We start from the raw sequence: 17,661 nt of genomic DNA on the forward strand, positions 1-17,661 counted from the left end.
GGGTCACACTACCGGCGAGTAGCCTCCGCGTCGACGCGACGCGACGGACCGATCCGGCCGGCCGCGTCGGGGGGTCAGGCGTCGGCGGGATCGGGGTCCAGCAGCGCGACCGTGACGATCGCGCCGACGTTCTCCACCTGCCACGGGCGCGCGCCCCGCTCCGTCAGGAACGCGTCCACGGTCTCGGGGGTGATCGGGGCGGGCGGGGTCCAGCAGATCCGCCGGAGGGTGTCCGGGGTGAGGAGGTTCTCGGTGGGCATCCCCAGCTGCTCGGCCCGACGGGCGACGCGGGCCTTGGCCGTGCGCAGGCGGCGGTCCGCCACCGGGTCCCGGTCCTTCCAGGCCCGGGGTGGGGGCGGGCCGTCCCCGGTGCGGACCTGCGCCGCGGGGGCGTCGCCCCGCTCGGCGTCCTCGACGCCGGCCCGGATCGCGGCGATCCAGCGCGGAGCCTCGCGGCTCGCGGCGCGGCCGTGGAAGCCGGAGGTCTGGCGCAGGGCGGGGACGGTGCGCGGCTGGGCGGCCGCGGCGGCGACGATCGACCGGTCCGGGATGAGCCGGCCGGGGGCGACGTCGCGGTGGCGGGCGAGGTCCTCGCGGGCCTCCCACAGGCGCTTGAGGACCGCGCGCTGCACGGGGCGGCGCAGTGTCTGGGAGCCCGAGGTGCCGCGCCAGGGGTCCTTCTTCGGCGTGGGCGGCGGGGCCGTGCGCACGTGCTCGAACTCCTGCTCGGCCCACGCGAGCTTGCCGTCGGCCTCGAGGCGCGCGATCAGGGCCTCGCGCAGCGGGACGAGCAGCTCGACGTCGAGCGCCGCGTAGGCGAGCATCGCCTCGGGCAGCGGACGCACCGACCAGTCGGCGGCCGAATGCTCCTTGGCGAGGGTGACCCCCAGCAGCTCCTCCAGGACCGCGGCCAGGCCGACGCGCGGCAGGCCGGCCACCCGGGCCGCGAGCTCGGTGTCGAACAGCCGATCGGGGCGCAGCCCCTGCTCGGCCAGGCAGGGCAGGTCCTGGCTGGCCGCGTGCAGGATCCACTCGACGCCCGCGAGGGCCTCCTGCAGCGGGGCCAGCCCGTCGAGGGCTTCGGGATCGACGAGCCAGATGCCGGCGCCCTCGCGCTTGAGCTGGACGAGCATGGCCCGCTGGCCGTACCGGATCCCGGAGGCGCGCTCCGCGTCGACGGCGACCGGCCCGGTCCCCGCGGCGAGCGCCGCGGCGCAGGCCTCCAGACCCGCGCGGGTGTCGGTGAGCCGGGGGACTCCACCGGCCGGTGTGGCGATCAGCCGCGGGGGCGCGTCCGGGGCGGCCGTCTCGGGGGCGTCGGTCATGCTGCTCCTGTTCGGGGAGGTCGGGGCGGGGACGGGCCGGGGCCCGGTGTGACGGAGGCGCGGGCGCGCGGTCAGGGGCCGGCCGTGTGGACGTCCGCGGCGTGCTCGGGCGGCAGACCGGCGAACGCGCAGATCATGTCCGACCACGCCTCGAGATGCGAGCCGAGGTCCCGCGGGGCTGGGGTCCACGAGGCGCGCAGCTCGATGTCGGTGGTGTCCGGGGCCGCACTGAGCGTCCCGAAGCCCTCCGCGATGCTGCGCGTCGCGGTGCCGCCGGCGTGGGAGTGCTCGGCGTGGCGGCGCTCGAGCGCCTCCACGAGCCACGTCCACGCGACGGCGCCGGCCAGCTGGTCGAGTGCGACGTCCGGTTCCAGGCTCGCACGGATCCAGGTCACCGCCCGGAAGCCTCCCGGCCACCGGGCGTCCGGGGCCGGGTCGTGCAGGAGGACGAACCGCCCCGTGGCCAGCACGCCGCCGGTCGCGCCCGGCCCGTCGCACACGTCGGCGGCGAGGGCGACGGCGAAGGGCGCCTGCCCCTCGGGTGCCGGGATCTCCCGCAGCCGCACCTCGGTCCGTGGCCGCGCATCGCGCAGGTCCGCCAGGGCACGCCGGAACACCCCCGGCGGCACGGGCGCCTCGACCGCTCCGGGGGCGGCGGAGAGGCGACGGGGCCCGATCACGCTCATGCCCGTCAGCCTAGGCTGCGGGGCCCAGCGGGCCGCGGGGGCGCGCCGTGGACGCCACGGCGCTCCCGCACCGGATCAGCGCGCCCCGTCCGGGGCCGCCGCGTCGTCGGCGGGGGCCAGGCGCAGCGAGATCGAGTTGATGCAGTAGCGCAGGTCCGTGGGGGTGTCATAGCCCTCGCCCGCGAAGACGTGACCCATGTGGGAGCCGCACGCCGCGCACCGCACCTCGATCCGCTCCATGCCCAGGGTGGTGTCCTTCAGGTACTCCACCCGGTCCTCCGCGAGCGGCGCGAAGAACGAGGGCCAGCCGCAGTGCGCGTCGAACTTCTCGTCCGAGCGGAACAGCTCGGACCCGCACGCCCGGCACGCGTACACGCCCTTCACGTGCGAGTCCCAGTACTCGCCCGTGAAGGGCCGCTCCGTGCCGGCCCGGCGCAGCACCTGGAACTCCTCGGGCGTGAGCCGTCGGGCCCACTCCTCGTCCGTCAGGCGGGTGCCGCCCGGGGCGGCCAGGGTCTGCTCGGGTGCGGGGGCGTCCCGCGCGGGGTCGGGGGTGGGGCCGTCATGGGGGGTGTGGGGAGTCTCGGTCATGCCCGGTGCAACGGTCCGGAGCGCCGTCGTGTTCCCGACCGGCGCCGCATTGGCGGGCGCGCCCGCCCGTGGAGGACAATGGCGCGCATGGCCGCACGACCCCGCCGTCCCCGTCCCCGCCCCGCCGACCTGCCGCCCGCCCTGGCCGCCGCCGTCACCGTGGCATCCCGGCGGGCCGGGGGTCGCGAGTCCCGCGTCCGCCGAGCGGGCCGCCTGGTCCGCCGCGGAGTCACCGGATCGGTGCGCGGCGGCGTGGCCGTGGCCTCCCCGGTGGCCCGCTGGGCCCCGCCCGTGCTCAGCGTCGCCGCGGCCTCCGCCTTCGTGCTGGCCGGGGCGAGCTCGGCGCTCGCGGGCGTGTTCGCCCGCACCGTGGTGACCCCCGTGCGCCGCCACGCCGAGTCCACGCCGATCCTCGCCGTCGTCGACACGCCCGCCGGGCAGGACGTGATCCTGCAGGCCGACGAGTACACCACCGTGCCCGGCCAGTACTCCCTCACGTTCGACGACGGCGCCGGATGCGCCCGGATCGGGGAGATCACCTCCTTCGACCCCCGGGACGGCACGGTGCAGCGCGCGGTCGAGGAGGTCTTTTCCGGCGATCTGACGACGGCGACCCGGGGCCGGTTCACCGGCTTCGTCTACCCGACCCCCGCCGACGCCGGGCTCGACGCCGAGGACGTGCAGGTGCCGGTGCCCGGCGGCCACGCCCGCGCATGGCGCATCGCGCCGGGCCCCAGCGAGGACGGCGAACCCCGTCCCGCGGAGGGGCTGTGGGCGGTGATGGTCCACGGCCGCGGCGCGCGCCGCAACGAGGGCATCCGCGCCGTGCCGACCGCCCGCCGCCTGGGCATGACGTCGCTGCTGATCTCCTACCGCAACGACGGGGACGCCCCGGACGCGGCCGACGCCCGCTACGGGCTCGGCACCACCGAGTGGGAGGACGTCGAGGCCGCCATCCGCTACGCCCTCGACCACGGCGCCCGGGACGTCGTCCTCTTCGGCTGGTCCATGGGCGGGGCCGTGGTGCTGCAGACCGTGGACCGCTCCCCGCTGGCCACGCACGTGCGCGGCGTGGTCCTGACGGGCCCCGTCGTGGACTGGGTGGACGTGCTGCGCCACCAGGCCCGGCTCAACCGGATCCCCGAAGCCGTGGGCCTGCTCGGCCAGTGGCTGCTGGCCAACCGGGCCGGCCGGTTCATCACGGGCCTGGCCGCCCCCGTGGACCTCAAGGCCCTGGACTGGGTGACCCGCGCCGACCACGTGCGCGTGCCCACGCTGATCCTGCACTCCGAGGACGATGAGTACGTGCCCGTCGGCCCCTCGCAGGACCTGGCCGAGCGCAACCCGGACCTCGTGCGGTTCGTCCGCTTCCACCAGGCCCGCCACACCCGCGAGCAGAACGTGGACCCGCGCAAGTGGGACACCACCGTGCGCGGCTGGCTGCGCGCCGTGCTCAGCGCCCCCCGCCCCGGCGGCCGGGGGCGCTGACCGCGCTCAGGCCGCGGCGTCCGCCAGCCCCCGACGGCGCAGCAGCGGCTCGAGCTCGGCGTCCCGGCCACGGAACGCGCGGTAGGACTCCAGCAGGTCACGCGTGTCGCCCCGCGAGAGCAGCTCGTCCGCGAACCGGCGGCCGTTCTCCCGCGTCATCCCGCCGTGCTCGCGGAACCACTCCACGGCGTCCGCGTCCAGCACCTCGGCCCACACGTAGGAGTAGTACCCGGCCGCGTAGCCGCCGCCGAAGATGTGCTTGAAGTAGCCGGTGCCGTAGCGCGGCGGCACCAGGTCCGGGTCGATGCCCGCCTCGGTCAGCACCCGGCGCTCGAACGCGGCCGGGTCGGCCGTGGCGGCGTGCACCGTCTCCTCCGTCAGCGAGTGCCAGGCCCAGTCCACGAGCGCTGCGCCCAGGTACTCGACCGTGCGGTGCCCCTCGCCCCACAGGTCCGCAGCCTCGAGCCGCTCCAGCGTCCCCGCCGGCAGCGGCTCGCCCGACTCCACGTGCCGCGCGTACGCGGCCAGCAGGGACGGCTCGCGCAGCCACACCTCGTTGACCTGCGACGGGAACTCGACGACGTCGCGCGGCACGTTCGTCCCGGTGAGCGAGGCGTACTCGCCCCGGGCCAGCAGCCCATGCAGGGCGTGGCCGAACTCGTGGAACAGCGTCGTGGCCTCATCCAACGACAGCAGGGCCGGACGCCCCGCCGCCGGGGCCGGCACGTTCATCGTGGTGAACACCACCGGGCGCTCGCCCAGGGCGTCCGCCATGTCCCGCACCGTGTGCATCCAGGCACCGCCGGACTTGGTCGGCCGCGCGAACAGGTCCGCGACGAACAGACCCACCCCGGCACCGTCCTCACCCGTCACCTCGAACACCCGGATCCCGGGGCGGTACAGGTGCCGCGCCAGCTCCGGGCGCTCGGCGAATGTGAGCCCGTACAGCGCCGTCGCCGCCGCGAACACGCCCTCGGTCAGCACCCGGTCCAGCTCGAAGTACGGGCGCAGGGCGTCCGCGTCCACCGCGAACTCCTCCCGCGCGTACGCCGCGGACAGCGCCGGCCAGTCCCACGGGGCCACCTCGGCGTCCGTCCGGCCCGCGTGCGCCGCCGCCGTCGCCGCGTCCGCCCGCGCATTGGCCATCGCCCGCGGCGCCATCGCGGCCAGCAGCTCCTCCACGGCCGCCGTCGACGGCGCCGCCCGGTCCTTCAGCGCCTGCTCGGCCCAGCTCTGCGCCCCCAGCAGCCGCGCCTTGCGCAGCCGCAGCCGCACCATCGCCATCGCCGTCGTCAGCGTCTCGTGCTCCCCGGACCCGCCCCGGCCCGTCGACGCCTCGAACACCTCGCGCCGCATCCCCTCGTCCTGCAGGGACGCCAGCCACGGCTGCGACGTGAACAGGGACAGCGTCAGCAGCCACGGGCCCGCCGCCGCGTCCCCGTCCCCGTGCCCCGCCTCGGCGGCCGCCCCCGCCGCCGAGGCCAGGTCGTCCTCGCTCAGACCGGCCAGGCGCTCGCGGTCCGTGACGAGCACGGCGCGGGCGGCGGTGTCCGCGACGAGGCGGCGCGTGTAGGCGGCCGAGAGGGACGCCAGCTCCGTGTTGATCCCGCGCAGCTCCTCGCGCGCGGCCTCGTCTAGGTCCGCCCCCGCCAGGGAGAGGCGCAGGCGCAGCGTCTCCAGCAGGCGGGCGTCCTCGCCCGTGAGGCCGCCGTCGTCGATCGAAGCGGCGCGCGCCGCCAGCCGCGGGTCCAGCAGGATCGCGTCCTCGTGGGCCGCGAGCTCGGGGGAGAGCTCCTCGGCCAGGGCCTGCCGCGCGTCCGTGCCGTCCGAGCCGACGAGCGTGAAGAACATGGCGGCGGAGCGGCGCAGCAGCTGGCCGGACAGCTCGAGCGCGCGGACGGTGTTCTCGAAGGTCGGCGCCGTGGCCGCCCCGAGGATCTGGTCGACCTCGGCGCGCTGGGCCGCCATCCCCGCGCGCACGGCCTCGGCCAGCTGCGCGTCGGAGACGGCGGAGAAGTCGGGCAGCCCGTAGGGCAGGTCGGAGGGGGTCGCCAGCGGGTGGTCGGCGGGCAGGACGGAGGGCGCGGAGGTGTGGGTCATGGGCGCGAGTGTAGTCAGCCGTGATCCGCGCCACCCCACCGGGCGTCGCTAGACTGGGCGGTCGAGCCAGCAGACGAGATCCAGACCTGAGGAGGCGTGATGGCAGGACATTCCAAATGGGCGACCACCAAGCACAAGAAGGCCGTCATCGACGCGCGGCGCGCCAAGGCGTTCGCGAAGTACATCAAGAACATCGAGGTCGCGGCACGTGCCGGCGGACCCGACGTCGCCGGCAATCCCGCCCTCGACCTGGCCGTGTCCAAGGCCAAGAAGGCCTCGGTGCCCAACGACAACATCGACCGCGCCGTCAAGCGCGGCGCCGGCCTGACCGGCGAGGTCATCGACTACGCCGAGATCATGTACGAGGTCCGCGGCCCCCAGGGCTCGGCGCTGCTGGTCGAGTGCCTGACCGACAACAAGAACCGCGCCGCCGCGGACGTGCGCGCGGCCGTCACCCGCAACGGCGGCACCATGGCGGACTCCGGCTCCGTCTCCTTCCTCTTCGAGCGCAAGGGCCTCGTGCGCCTGCCCGCCGAGGGCAACACCGAGGACGGCCTGCTCGAGGCCGTGCTCGAGGGCGGCGCGGACGCCGAGGAGGTCGTCGTCTCCGGCGACTCCTTCGAGATCCTCTCGGACCCCTCCGACCTGCAGTCCGTGGCCAAGGCCCTCGACGAGGCGGGCGTGGAGTACGAGTCCGACGAGCTCGAGTTCGTCCCCACCATGAAGGTGGACCTGGACGCGTCGGGCGCCCGCACCTTCCTCAAGCTGGCCGATGCGCTCGAGGACCTCGACGACGTCCAGAACGTCTTCTCGAACGTGGACATCGCCCCCGAGGTCCTCGCCGAGCTCGACGAGGACTGATCGCGCTGAGCGCGCGCCGGCCCGCCGACGTCGTCCGGATCCTCGGGGTGGACCCGGGGCTCACCCGCTGCGGGATCGCCGTGGTGGACGTGGACGCGCGACGGCGGGCCGCGCTCGTCCACGTCGAGGTCACGGGCACCCCGCCCACCGCCCCCCTGGACCAGCGCCTCCTGCGCATCGACGAGGCCGTCTCCGCGGTCCTCGCCGCGCACCGGCCCGATCGCGCCGCCGTCGAGCGCATGTTCGCGAACACGAACACGCCGACCGTGCTGGGCACGGCCCAGGCCGCGGGCGTGGCGATCGCCGCGGCCGCGCGCGCCGGCGTCCCCGTGGGCCTGCACACCCCCTCCGAGGTCAAGGCCGCCGTCACCGGACACGGCGATGCGGGCAAGGAGCAGGTCACCACGATGGTCACCCGGATCCTCCGCCTCGACGCCCCGCCGCGCCCGGCCGACGCGGCCGACGCCCTCGCCTTGGCCATCGCCCACGGCTGGCGCGGCACCGCCCTCGGCGCGGCCGCCGGCCAGACCGGCCTCGACACCGCAGACCTCGCCTCCCGGGCGGGGCGCTCGCAGTTCGCCGCCAAGGCGCCCGCGCGCGCCCGCCCGCGGGGCCAGCTCACCGCCGCGCAGCGGGCCTGGCTCGACGCCGAGCGCTCGGCGGGCGGCGGGCGTCGCCGGTAGGCCGCTGCCGGGCCGGCGTTCGATGATATGTTCGAATCCGCGCCGACCGGCGTCCGTCCGTCCCGACAGGAGGGCCCCTCATGATCGCCTCGCTCAGCGGCACCGTCGAGCACGTGGCCCTCGACCGGGCGGTCATCGCCGTCGGCGGCCTGGGTGTGCAGTTCTCCGCCACCCCGCAGACGCTGTCCACCCTGCACGAGGGCCGGCCGGGGGCGGTGCAGACCCACCTCGTGGTCAAGGAGGACGCCCTGACCCTCTACGGCTTCGCGGACCGCGACGAGCGCGAGGTGTTCGAGGTGCTCATCACGGCCAACGGCGTGGGTCCCCGCCTCGCCCTGGCGATCCTCTCCGTCCACCACCCCGAGACCGTGCGCCGGGCGGTCACCGAGGAGGACGAGAAGACCCTCACCCGCGTGCCCGGCATCGGGCCGAAGATGGCGCGCAAGATCATCGTCGAGCTCTCCGGCCGCCTCGCGCCCACCGGGGAGCCGGTGCCCGAGGCGGAGGCCGAGGCGAGCGCCGAGCCGACCGTCGAGGCGCTCTGGCACGCCGACGTCGTGCAGGCGATGGCCGGCCTGGGCTGGTCCGAGAAGGAGGCGCTCAAGGCCGTCGAGGCCACCGTGGCGGCCCGCCCGGAGCTGGACGAGGGCCGCGACGTCGCCGCGCTGCTGCGCGCCACCCTGCGCGACGTCGGCATGGCCGGCGCGGTGCGAGGCGGGCGATGAGCGCGGAGTCCTCACCGCTGTCCGCGGCGGCCGTCGACCCGGAGGAGCGCCGGCTCGAGGCCGCGCTGCGCCCCAAGCACCTGGACGAGTTCGTGGGCCAGATGCGGGTGCGCGAGCAGCTGGACCTCATGCTCGCCTCCGCCCGGCTGCGGGACCGCGCCGCGGACCACGTCCTGCTGTCCGGTCCGCCCGGGCTCGGCAAGACCACGCTGGCGATGATCGTGGCCGCGGAGATGAACGCCCCCCTGCGGCTGTCCTCCGGCCCCGCGATCCAGCATGCGGGCGACCTCGCGGCCATCCTGTCCTCGCTCACCGAGGGTGAGGTGCTCTTCCTCGACGAGATCCACCGGATGTCCCGCCCGGCCGAGGAGATGCTCTACATGGCCATGGAGGACTTCCGCGTGGACATCGTGGTGGGCAAGGGCGCCGGCGCCACCTCGATCCCGCTCGAGCTGCCGCCCTTCACGCTCGTCGGCGCCACCACGCGGGCCGGCCTCCTGCCGGGGCCGCTGCGCGACCGCTTCGGCTTCACGGGTCACCTGGACTTCTACACCGAGGAGGAGCTCGAGCGCGTCCTGCGCCGCTCCGCCCTGCTGCTGGACATGCGGCTGGCCACGGAGGGGTACCGGCAGATCGCCCGGCGCTCGCGCGGCACCCCGCGCATCGCCAACCGGCTGCTGCGCCGCGTGCGGGACTGGGCGCTCGTGAAGGGGCTGGCCGAGGTCGGCGCGCACGACGCCGCCGCCGCCCTGGACATGTACGACGTCGACGGGCGTGGCCTGGACCGGCTCGACCGGTCCGTGCTCACCGCCCTGTGCACCACGTTCGGCGGCGGGCCCGTGGGGCTCAGCACGCTGGCCACCGCCGTGGGGGAGGAGTCCGAGACCGTGGAGACCGTGGCCGAGCCCTTCCTCATCCGCGAGGGCATGGTGGCGCGCACCCCCCGTGGCCGCGTCGCGCTGCCGGGGGCCTGGGAGCACCTGGGCCTCGCCGTCCCGGAGGCCACGCCGGGACCGTGACGCCCAGGGCGGGCCCCTACACTGGACAGGCCCGCCCACCCCGAGCATCAGGAGTCCCCCATGCCCGTCGCCACCGCCGCGACCCTGCCCGTGATCGCCCAGCAGGCCCAGGGGGGTGGCGGCAGCCTGCTCATGCTCGTCGCCTTCGCCGTGCTCGCGGTGATGCTCTTCCTCTCCTTCCGCAAGGGCAAGAAGGTGCAGCAGCAGCAGGCGCAGATGCGCAGCAGCCTCCCCCCGGGCGACGAGGTCATGACGGGCGCCGGCATCTTCGGCACCGTCGTGGCCGTGGACACCGCGGGCCAGCGGGTGACGCTGGAGACCGCCCCGGGCACCCGCATGGACGTGCACCTGCAGGGCGTCACCACCGTCGTGGAGCCCGAGACGGCCGCCGCGTCCGAGGCCCCGGCCGGTGTCGACCCCGCCGCCGCGCCCACCACGGACCCGTCCCGTCTGGATGACGCCCCCGGCACCGAGTACCGCGTCGACGACGCCGCCGACCCGCGTCCGCGCCGCGACGACCTGGCCTGAGGCCCACCCACCCCTGCACACGCGGCCCCGCCTGGCGGGGCCGCTCGAATGTGACGGAAGCACCTGAGCAATGGCGAAGAGAACACCCACCGGCTCCGCCGGGCGCACCCTGGCCTGGCTGGCCGCCCTCCTCGTGGTCCTGGCCGCGATCCTCGGTGGGGGCGTGGCCTCCGGCGCGGCCTCCTGGGCTCCCAAGCTCGCCCTCGACCTCGAGGGCGGCACGCAGATGGTGCTGGCTCCCGAGACCTCGACGGGCGAGTCCGTCACCCCCGAGCAGCTGGACCAGGCCGTGGAGATCATCCGCCAGCGTGTGGACGGCTCCGGCGTGGCCGAGGCGGAGGTCGCCACGCAGGGCTCCCAGAACGTGGTCGTCTCCCTGCCCGGGGTCCCGGACGAGGAGACCCGCCGCCTGATCCAGGCGTCCGCGGACATGCAGTTCCGCCCCGTGCTGCAGTCCGGCCCGGGGGAGGCCACCCCCGAGGACCAGCGCCTGCCCGAAGACCAGCTGCCGAAGCCCGACGGGGAGCCGGCGGACGCCTACGACCCGAACTGGGTCACCCCGGCCCTGCTGGCCGAGTTCCAGGCCACGGACTGCACCGCCCCGCGGGACCCGGCCGCGCCCCCGCCGCCGTCCGACCGGGCGATCGTCGCCTGCCAGCCCTCCGCGGAGCTCGCGGACGGCGCCGTCACGCCGGCCCAGAAGTACATCCTGGGCCCCGTGGTCATCCCGGGCACCCAGATCAAGGGCGCGTCCAACGGCATGGCCCAGGCCCAGGGCGGCGTCTCCACCAACCAGTGGGTCGTCAACATCGAGTTCGACGAGGAGGGCGCCAAGACCTTCACAGAGGTCACCCAGAAGCTCACCCCGTACCCCGAGGGCGACCCGCGCAAGCAGTTCGCGATCCTGCTGGACGGGGACGTGATCTCCGCGCCGCAGTCCAACGTGGTCATCACCAACGGCAGCGCGCAGATCAGCGGCCCCACCCTGAACGAGCAGACGACGAAGCAGTTGGCTGAGCAGCTCGACTACGGCTCCCTGCCGATCTCCTTCTCGATCGAGTCCGAGCAGCAGATCTCCGCCACGCTCGGCCGGGACCAGCTCTTCTGGGGCCTGATCGCCGGCCTGATCGGCCTCGGCCTTGTGGCCGTGTACCAGTTCTTCCAGTACCGGGCCCTGGGCCTGCTGACCTTCGCCTCGATCATCGTGGCGGGCGTGCTGACGTGGCTGGCCATCGCGATCCTGGGCTGGACGGACAACTACCGCCTGTCCCTCGCGGGCATCGCCGGGCTCATCGTGGCGATCGGTCTGACGGCGGACTCGTTCATCGTCTACTTCGAACGCATCAAGGACGAGCTGCGCGCGGGCCACACCGTGCCCGTCGCCGTGCACGAGGGCTGGAAGCGCGCCCGGCGGACGATCACCGCGTCCAAGGCCGTGAACCTGCTGGCCGCCGTCGTGCTGTACTTCGTGGCCGTCGGCAACGTGCGCGGCTTCGCGTTCACCCTCGGCCTCACCGCGATCGCCGACCTGATCGTGGTGTTCATGTTCACCCACCCGCTCATGGTGCTGCTGGCCCAGACCCGCTTCGTGGGCGAGGGACACCCGATGTCCGGACTGGACCCGTCGCTGCTGGGCGGGCCGTCCCTGTATCAGGGCGCCGGCCGCTTCCGCGAGCCCGCCACCGCCCCCCGCACCGGGCTCCCGGCGGAGGCCTCCGACGAGCCGGCCGATGACGCGGCGGCCGACGACGCCCCGCGGCCGCTCGTCGCGACGGGCGCCCCCCGCGCGGGCTCGTCCGCCCGGGGCGGCCGACGCTCGCGCACCGAGCCGCCCATGACGATCGCCGAGCGACGCCGCGCCGAGCGCCGCCGCCAGGAGGAGGACCAGTGAACCGCTTCGCCGACTGGGGCAACGCCCTCTACTCGGGCCGCATCTCCTACCCGTTCATCCAGCGCTGGCGGCGGTGGTTCGCCCTCGCCGCCCTGCTGCTCGTCCTCGCCGGCGGCCTGACCGCCCTCCGCGGTGGCTTCAACCTCGGCATCGAGTTCCGGGGCGGCTCCGAGTTCACCGTCTCGCAGACGGCCTCCACCGACGTGGCCGCGGGCGAGCGCGCCGTGACCGACGTGCTGGCCGACGGCCACGCCACCGTCACGAACGTCGCCCCGGGCACCGTGCGCGTCCAGACCGAGCAGCTCGACGACGCCCAGACCCGAGCCGTGGCCGCGAACCTGCAGGAGGCCTACGGCGTCGGCCAGGACCAGGTGACCTCGACCTTCGTGGGGCCGACGTGGGGCGCCGCGGTGTCGCAGCAGGCCCTGATCGGCCTGGTGATCTTCGTGGTGCTCGTGACCCTGTTCATGGCCGTGTACTTCCGCACCTGGAAGATGTCCCTGGCCGCCGTGCTCGGCATGCTCTACGTGGTCGCGCTGACCGCCGGCATCTACGGCGCCACCGGCTTCGAGATCACGCCGTCGGCCATCATCGGCTTCCTCACGATCCTGTCCTACGCGCTCTACGACACCGTGGTGGTCTTCGACAAGATCCGCGAGAACACGATCGGGGCCGAGGAGGACCCGGAGCGCTCCTTCGTCGAGAACGTGAACCTCGCGGTGAACCAGACGCTCGTCCGGTCCATCACGACCTCTGTCGTCGGCATCCTGCCGGTGGGCTCGATCCTGTTCATCGGCGCGGGGCTGCTCGGTGCCGGCACGCTGCGGGACATCGCGCTCGCGCTGTTCGTGGGCATCATCGTGGGCACCCTGTCCACCCTGTTCCTCCAGGCGCCGCTGTACGCCCTGCTGCGCCGCAACGACGCGGACGTGCGCGACCACGACGCCCGGGCCGCGGCCCGGGCCACCCGGGAGCGTGGCTCAGACGCGGTCACCGATCCCGACGTCGCCCCCTGGGACGACGGCGCACGGCTCTGACGGAGCCGCTGCGGCCCCGGTGGTCTTCCTGGGGCGGGGTGGGACGGGCGCGGGTAGACTCGCCGATCATCCCGGCCGGAGCGGTCGGGGCCGCACGAGTCAGGAGGCGTGGCCCATGAGCGAGCAGGACCCCACTCCCGTCCCGGTCCGGCCCCGCGGCCGGATCGCACGCCTGACCGGCCGGCACGCCACCGAGTACTCGCCCCTGCTCGAGCCGCTGATGCGCACGGTGCGGCAGCGAGCCACCAAGACCGAGCTGGCCGACATCGTCCGCGCCTTCGAGGTCGCCCGCGCGGCACACGAGGGGCAGATGCGGCGCTCCGGGGACCCGTACATCACCCACCCCGTCGCGGTCGCCACGATCCTCGCCGAGATCGGCGTGACGGGCCCGACGCTCCTGGCGGCCCTGCTGCACGACACCGTCGAGGACACGGACTACTCCCTGGAGCGCCTGCGCGCCGACTTCGGCTCCGAGGTCGCCCTCCTCGTGGACGGCGTGACCAAGCTGGACAAGGTGACCTACGGCGCCGCGGCGCAGGCCGAGACCGTGCGCAAGATGGTCATCGCGATGGCCCAGGACGTGAACGTCCTGCTCATCAAGCTCGCCGACCGGCTGCACAACGCGCGGACGTGGCGGTACGTCTCCCCGGAGTCCAGCGCGCGCAAGGCCCAGGAGACCTTGGACATCTACGCCCCGCTGGCCCACCGGCTCGGCATGAACACCGTCAAGTGGGAGCTCGAGGACCTCTCCTTCGCCGCCCTCAAGCCCAAGATGTACGCGGAGATCGTGCGCCTCGTGGGGGAGCGGAACCCGGAGCGGGAGAAGCACATCGCGGCGCTGCGCACCGTGATCGAGGATCATCTGCGCGAGCACCGGATCCGGGCGACCGTCACCGGACGGCCGAAGCACTACTACTCGATCTACCAGAAGATGGTGACGCGCGGGAAGGACTTCGACGACATCCACGACCTGACGGGCATCCGGGTGCTCGTGGACTCCGTGCGTGACTGCTACGCCGTGCTCGGCGCGATCCACGCCCGCTGGAACCCGGTCCCGGGTCGGTTCAAGGACTACATCGCGGTCCCGAAGCTGAACATGTACCGCTCCCTGCACACCACGGTGATGGTGCCGGGCGGCAAGCCGGTGGAGATCCAGATCCGCACGCAGGAGATGCACCGCCAGGCCGAGTACGGCGTCGCCGCGCACTGGCGGTACAAGGCCCAGGCCGCCGGCCAGGCGCCGGTGCAGGCCACGCCGGCCTGGCTGCGCTCGGTGATGGACTGGCAGGCGGACACCCGGGACCCGGACGAGTTCCTCGCCTCGCTGCGCACCCAGATCGGGGCGGACGAGGTGTACGTCTTCACGCCGAAGGGGGAGATCCGCACCCTGCCGGCCGGCTCCACGCCCGTGGACTTCGCCTACGCCATCCACACCGACGTCGGCCACCGCACCATCGGTGCCCGGGTCAACGGCAAGCTCGTCCCACTGTCCACGCCGCTGAGCCACGGCGACACCGTGGAGGTCTTCACCTCGCGGGCCGAGGACGCGGGCCCGAGCCGGGACTGGCTGGGCTTCGTGGTCTCGCCACGGGCCCGGTCCAAGATCCGTCACCACTTCGCCACGCAGCGCCGCGGCGAGCAGGCCGACCGGGGACGCGAGTCGCTGACCCGTCAGCTGCGCAAGGCCGGCATGACCGTGCAGCACGTGCTCGGCGGCGAGGAGCTGGTGCAGGTGGCCACGGATCTCGGCTACGCGGACCTCGACGGGCTGTTCGTGGCCCTCGGCGACGGTCACGTGTCCGCGCAGTCCGTGCAGGAACGCGTCGCGGAGCGCCTCGCTCCGCCGACGCCGACGCAGGCCGAGCCGGAGGGCGAACTGACCGTCGGCGAGGTGGACCTGCAGGAGCTGGTCCCGGCTCAGGCGCGGCGCGCCCCCGCGCGGGCCACCAACGACGCCGGCGTGCTCGTGGACGGCGACGGCGGTGTCATGGCCAAGCTGGCCCGGTGCTGCAACCCGGTGCCGCCGGACGCCATCGACGGGTTCGTCACCCGCGGCTCCGGGGTCTCCGTGCACCGGGTCGACTGTCCCAACCTGGCGACCCTGCTCGCGCAGGAGCCGGAGCGCCGCACCCCGGTCAGCTGGGCGCCGTCGCGGGACACCGTCTACCTGGTGGAGATCCAGATCGAGGCGCTGGACCGCAAGTCGCTGCTCTCCGACGTCACCCGGGTCCTCTCCGAGAACCACGTGAACATCCTCTCGGCCTCCGTGAACACCACCCGCGACCGCGTCGCGATGAGCCGGTTCGTCTTCGAGATGGGCGACCCCCGGTTCCTCGGCCACGTGATCGACGCGGTGCGCCGCATCGACGGCGTCTTCGACGTGCACCGCACCTGAGCCACCCGGCCTCAGCCGGGGACGTCCAGCGCCGCCAGCAGCGCGCCCAGCCGGCGCCGGGCCGCCACGACGCCGGCACGGCGGGTCCGGCGGGCCAGCCGCTCCCGCAGCCCGGCCGCGCCGTGGGCGCCGATCACGGCCGCGGCGCGCCGCGCCGCATCCGGATCGGCGCTGAGCAGCAGGTCTTCGACCGTCCGGGCGGGCGTCGTGACCCGCACGGGGCCGAACCGGAGCACGTCGTGCTCGGCGGGGGCGACGCCCGTGGCATCGGCCGCGACGTCCGACTGCGTGAGCGTCCAGGGCAGCAGGCCCCCGCCGGCGGGGCGCCGGTGGAAGTGCGGCACGGCCGCGTGCAGCCGCCCGGGCGCCGCGCCGCCGGCCAGGATCCAGGCCGCCGACGGGCCGATCGCGGTCCAGCCGGCGGCCAGGAGCGGGCCGCCGAGGGTCCACAGGGCAGCGGCCCGGACCGCGGGATCGTCCGCGGCGTCCGGCCGCGCCCACACCCCGGGCAGCAGCGGCCGCACGGCGCCCCGCGCGCCGAGCGCCTGCAGCTCCGGCTCCGTGAAGGGGTCGCCCGCCAGCACGAGCGCCCCGGTCGGGGCGGTCTCCTCGATCGTCACGGTCGTCATGCCCGGATCCTGCCAGAGACGGGGACGCCCCCGCGGCCGCCTGTGGACAGACGGGCCGCGGGGGCGTGCTCGAGACGGGTGGGACTCAGCGGAGCTCGGAGGCCGAGGCCTCGAGGGCCTGCTTCCACTGCAGGCGCGCGTCGAGCGCCTCCTGGGCCTTCTTGACGGCGCGCTGGTCGCCCTGGGCCTGGGCCCGGGCGAGATCCGCCTCCAGCCCGGCGATGGTCTCCTCGAGCTGCGTGAGGGCGGAGTTCGTGCGGGCCTTGGTCTCCGGGTCGGTGCGGCGCCAGTGCTCCTTCTCCGCCTGCTTGAGGGCGTCCTCGAGCTTGCGGAAGCCCTCCTCCATGCGACGGACGTCCCCGCGGGGCACGCGGCCGGCATCCTCCCACCGCCCGCGCAGCTCGTTGAGCGCGCGCCGCCCGGCCTTGACGTCCGTGAAGGGGAGCAGCTTCTGGCCGTCGGCGAGGATCTGCTCCTTCACCTTCAGGTTGGCCCCGTACTCGCGGTCGATCTCCTGGTTCGCGGCCTTGCGGGCGGCGAAGAAGACGTCCTGGGCGGCGCGGAAGCGGGCCCAGAGGGCGTCGTCCTCCTTGCGGGAGGCCCGGGGGGCGCGCTTCCACTCGTCCATCAGGTCGCGGTACTTGCCGGCGGTCACGCCCCAGTCGGTGGACGTGGACAGCTCCTCGGCGCGGGCGATGAGGCGCTCCTTGACCTGCTTGGCCTCGGCCGAGGCGGCGTCCAGCCGGGAGAAGTGGGCGCGGCGGGTCTTGTCGAACGTGGTGCGGGCGCCGCGGAAGCGCTTCCACAGGTCGTCCTCGACCGACTTGGCCAGACGCGGACCGGCCTTCTGGGCGGCCTTCCACTCCTCGAACAGCTCCGTCATGCGCTTGGACGCGGTCTTCCAGGGCATCCGCTCGGCCGGGGTCTGGGCGAAGGTCTCGGCCTCGGCGACGATGGCCTCGCGGGTGGCCAGCTGCTCGGCCTGGGCGGCCTGCCGGGCCTCCTGTTCCGCGGCGCGGTAGTCGCCCAGGAGGGTCTCCAGGGCCGCCAGGCGGGTGCGGAGGGCGTCCATGTCGCCGACCATGTGGCGCTCGTTCACCGCGGTCGTCATCTGACCCAGCGCCCGGCCCAGCTCACTCGAGGGGGCGCCGGCGGCGATGCGCTGCTCGAACAGGGCCATCTGGGCGCGCACGTCGTCGTACTTGCGCACGAAGTACGCCAGCGCGTCCTCGGTGCTCGCGTCCGGCACCTGGCCGACCGCGTGCTCCTCCTGCCCGTCCAGCAGCGTGACGTGGCCGTCCTCGCTCACCCGGGCGAACCTGGCGGCCTCCTCCACCGGGGTGGGCGGCACGGTCGGGGCCACGACGGGGGCCGGGGCGGCGGACGCGGCGGCGGGCGTCGCGGGGCGCACGGCGGCCGGGCTGGCCTTCTTCATCGCGGCCGGGGACGGCACGGCGGGCGCCTCGGCGGGCTGGGAGGAATCACCGTGCGCCGGGGCGTCGGGGACGATCTCGGGGACGGGACGGGCCTCGGCGGGCACGGTCGTCTCGGCGGCCTCGGCCGACGCGGGGGTGGCCTCGGTGGCGGGGGACTGCTGGTCGTCGGGCTGCATGTGATTGGTCACCGCTGGAACTCTCCCTGACTGCGCCGGCACGCAGTCGTCGAGGGATGCGGCCGGTCGGGATGGACACGAACAGGGCCAG

15 protein-coding genes are annotated in these 17,661 nt (G+C 74.7%); 9 read left to right on the top strand and 6 right to left on the bottom strand.

From position 1 onward, the window contains the following. Positions 1-74 precede the first annotated feature (74 nt). From SOY78_RS05980 to msrB, 3 genes are all read right to left on the bottom strand, one after another. On the bottom strand, positions 75-1,325 hold the full coding sequence (locus tag SOY78_RS05980; RefSeq protein ID WP_158184419.1) for a ribonuclease D: 1,251 nt from the start codon (positions 1,323-1,325) through the stop codon (positions 75-77). Between the two features lie 71 nt (positions 1,326-1,396). Then, entirely contained in the window at positions 1,397-2,011 is a 615-nt protein-coding gene (locus SOY78_RS05985; protein WP_020627849.1) for a DUF3000 domain-containing protein, read from the bottom strand. A gap of 75 nt (positions 2,012-2,086) precedes the next feature. Further along, positions 2,087-2,602 carry a peptide-methionine (R)-S-oxide reductase MsrB gene (gene msrB, locus SOY78_RS05990; RefSeq protein WP_098092617.1) on the bottom strand — a complete coding sequence of 172 codons (516 nt, stop codon included), beginning with the start codon at positions 2,600-2,602 and terminating at the stop codon, positions 2,087-2,089. 87 nt (positions 2,603-2,689) lie between these two features. On the opposite strand from msrB, the gene SOY78_RS05995 reads away from it, so the two are divergent. After that, positions 2,690-4,090, top strand: a complete 1,401-nt coding sequence (locus tag SOY78_RS05995) for an alpha/beta hydrolase family protein (protein WP_324701279.1) — start codon at positions 2,690-2,692, stop codon at positions 4,088-4,090. A gap of 6 nt (positions 4,091-4,096) precedes the next feature. On the opposite strand, the gene SOY78_RS06000 is transcribed toward SOY78_RS05995, so the two are convergent. Then, positions 4,097-6,190, bottom strand: coding sequence for a M3 family metallopeptidase (locus SOY78_RS06000; RefSeq protein ID WP_324701280.1), 2,094 nt, complete (start codon positions 6,188-6,190; stop codon positions 4,097-4,099). Positions 6,191-6,289: 99 nt separating this feature from the next. On the opposite strand from SOY78_RS06000, the gene SOY78_RS06005 reads away from it, so the two are divergent. The 8 genes from SOY78_RS06005 (at position 6,290) to SOY78_RS06040 (ending at position 15,329) form a co-directional block, all read left to right on the top strand. Further along, positions 6,290-7,051 (top strand): YebC/PmpR family DNA-binding transcriptional regulator, encoded by a 762-nt coding sequence (locus tag SOY78_RS06005; protein WP_036317934.1) that lies wholly within the window; start codon positions 6,290-6,292, stop codon positions 7,049-7,051. A 47-nt stretch (positions 7,052-7,098) separates the two neighbouring features. Beyond that, on the top strand, positions 7,099-7,734 hold the full coding sequence (gene ruvC, locus SOY78_RS06010; protein ID WP_036317938.1) for a crossover junction endodeoxyribonuclease RuvC: 636 nt from the start codon (positions 7,099-7,101) through the stop codon (positions 7,732-7,734). Between the two features lie 80 nt (positions 7,735-7,814). Then, a complete protein-coding gene (gene ruvA, locus SOY78_RS06015) occupies positions 7,815-8,459 on the top strand; it encodes a Holliday junction branch migration protein RuvA (RefSeq protein WP_049147639.1) in 645 nt (214 codons plus the stop codon). Continuing rightward, entirely contained in the window at positions 8,456-9,478 is a 1,023-nt protein-coding gene (ruvB, locus tag SOY78_RS06020; protein ID WP_317676439.1) for a Holliday junction branch migration DNA helicase RuvB, read from the top strand. The genes ruvA and ruvB overlap by 4 nt, the downstream gene beginning before the upstream one ends. Before the next feature lie 60 nt (positions 9,479-9,538). Continuing rightward, positions 9,539-10,006: a preprotein translocase subunit YajC gene (gene yajC / locus SOY78_RS06025; RefSeq protein ID WP_324701281.1), complete on the top strand. Its 468-nt coding sequence runs from the start codon at positions 9,539-9,541 to the stop codon at positions 10,004-10,006. Positions 10,007-10,076: 70 nt separating this feature from the next. Then, positions 10,077-11,897: a protein translocase subunit SecD gene (secD, locus tag SOY78_RS06030; protein WP_141844008.1), complete on the top strand. Its 1,821-nt coding sequence runs from the start codon at positions 10,077-10,079 to the stop codon at positions 11,895-11,897. After that, positions 11,894-12,934, top strand: coding sequence for a protein translocase subunit SecF (gene secF / locus SOY78_RS06035; RefSeq protein WP_141844006.1), 1,041 nt, complete (start codon positions 11,894-11,896; stop codon positions 12,932-12,934). The genes secD and secF overlap by 4 nt, the downstream gene beginning before the upstream one ends. A 115-nt stretch (positions 12,935-13,049) precedes the next feature. After that, the gene (locus tag SOY78_RS06040) at positions 13,050-15,329 is read left to right on the top strand and encodes a RelA/SpoT family protein (protein ID WP_182488405.1); all 2,280 of its coding nucleotides are present in this window, start codon (positions 13,050-13,052) and stop codon (positions 15,327-15,329) included. An 11-nt stretch (positions 15,330-15,340) separates the two neighbouring features. Here the strand turns inward: SOY78_RS06040 and SOY78_RS06045 are convergent, their stop codons facing one another. Both SOY78_RS06045 and SOY78_RS06050 read right to left on the bottom strand, forming a co-directional pair. Further along, on the bottom strand, positions 15,341-15,958 hold the full coding sequence (locus tag SOY78_RS06045; RefSeq protein ID WP_141844004.1) for a hypothetical protein: 618 nt from the start codon (positions 15,956-15,958) through the stop codon (positions 15,341-15,343). Between the two features lie 85 nt (positions 15,959-16,043). After that, positions 16,044-17,582: a DUF349 domain-containing protein gene (locus tag SOY78_RS06050; protein WP_182488406.1), complete on the bottom strand. Its 1,539-nt coding sequence runs from the start codon at positions 17,580-17,582 to the stop codon at positions 16,044-16,046. Positions 17,583-17,661: the final 79 nt, after the last annotated feature.

The sequence above is a fragment of the Micrococcus sp. HOU01 genome, from assembly GCF_035609305.1.
GTDB lineage: Bacteria > Actinomycetota > Actinomycetes > Actinomycetales > Micrococcaceae > Micrococcus > Micrococcus luteus.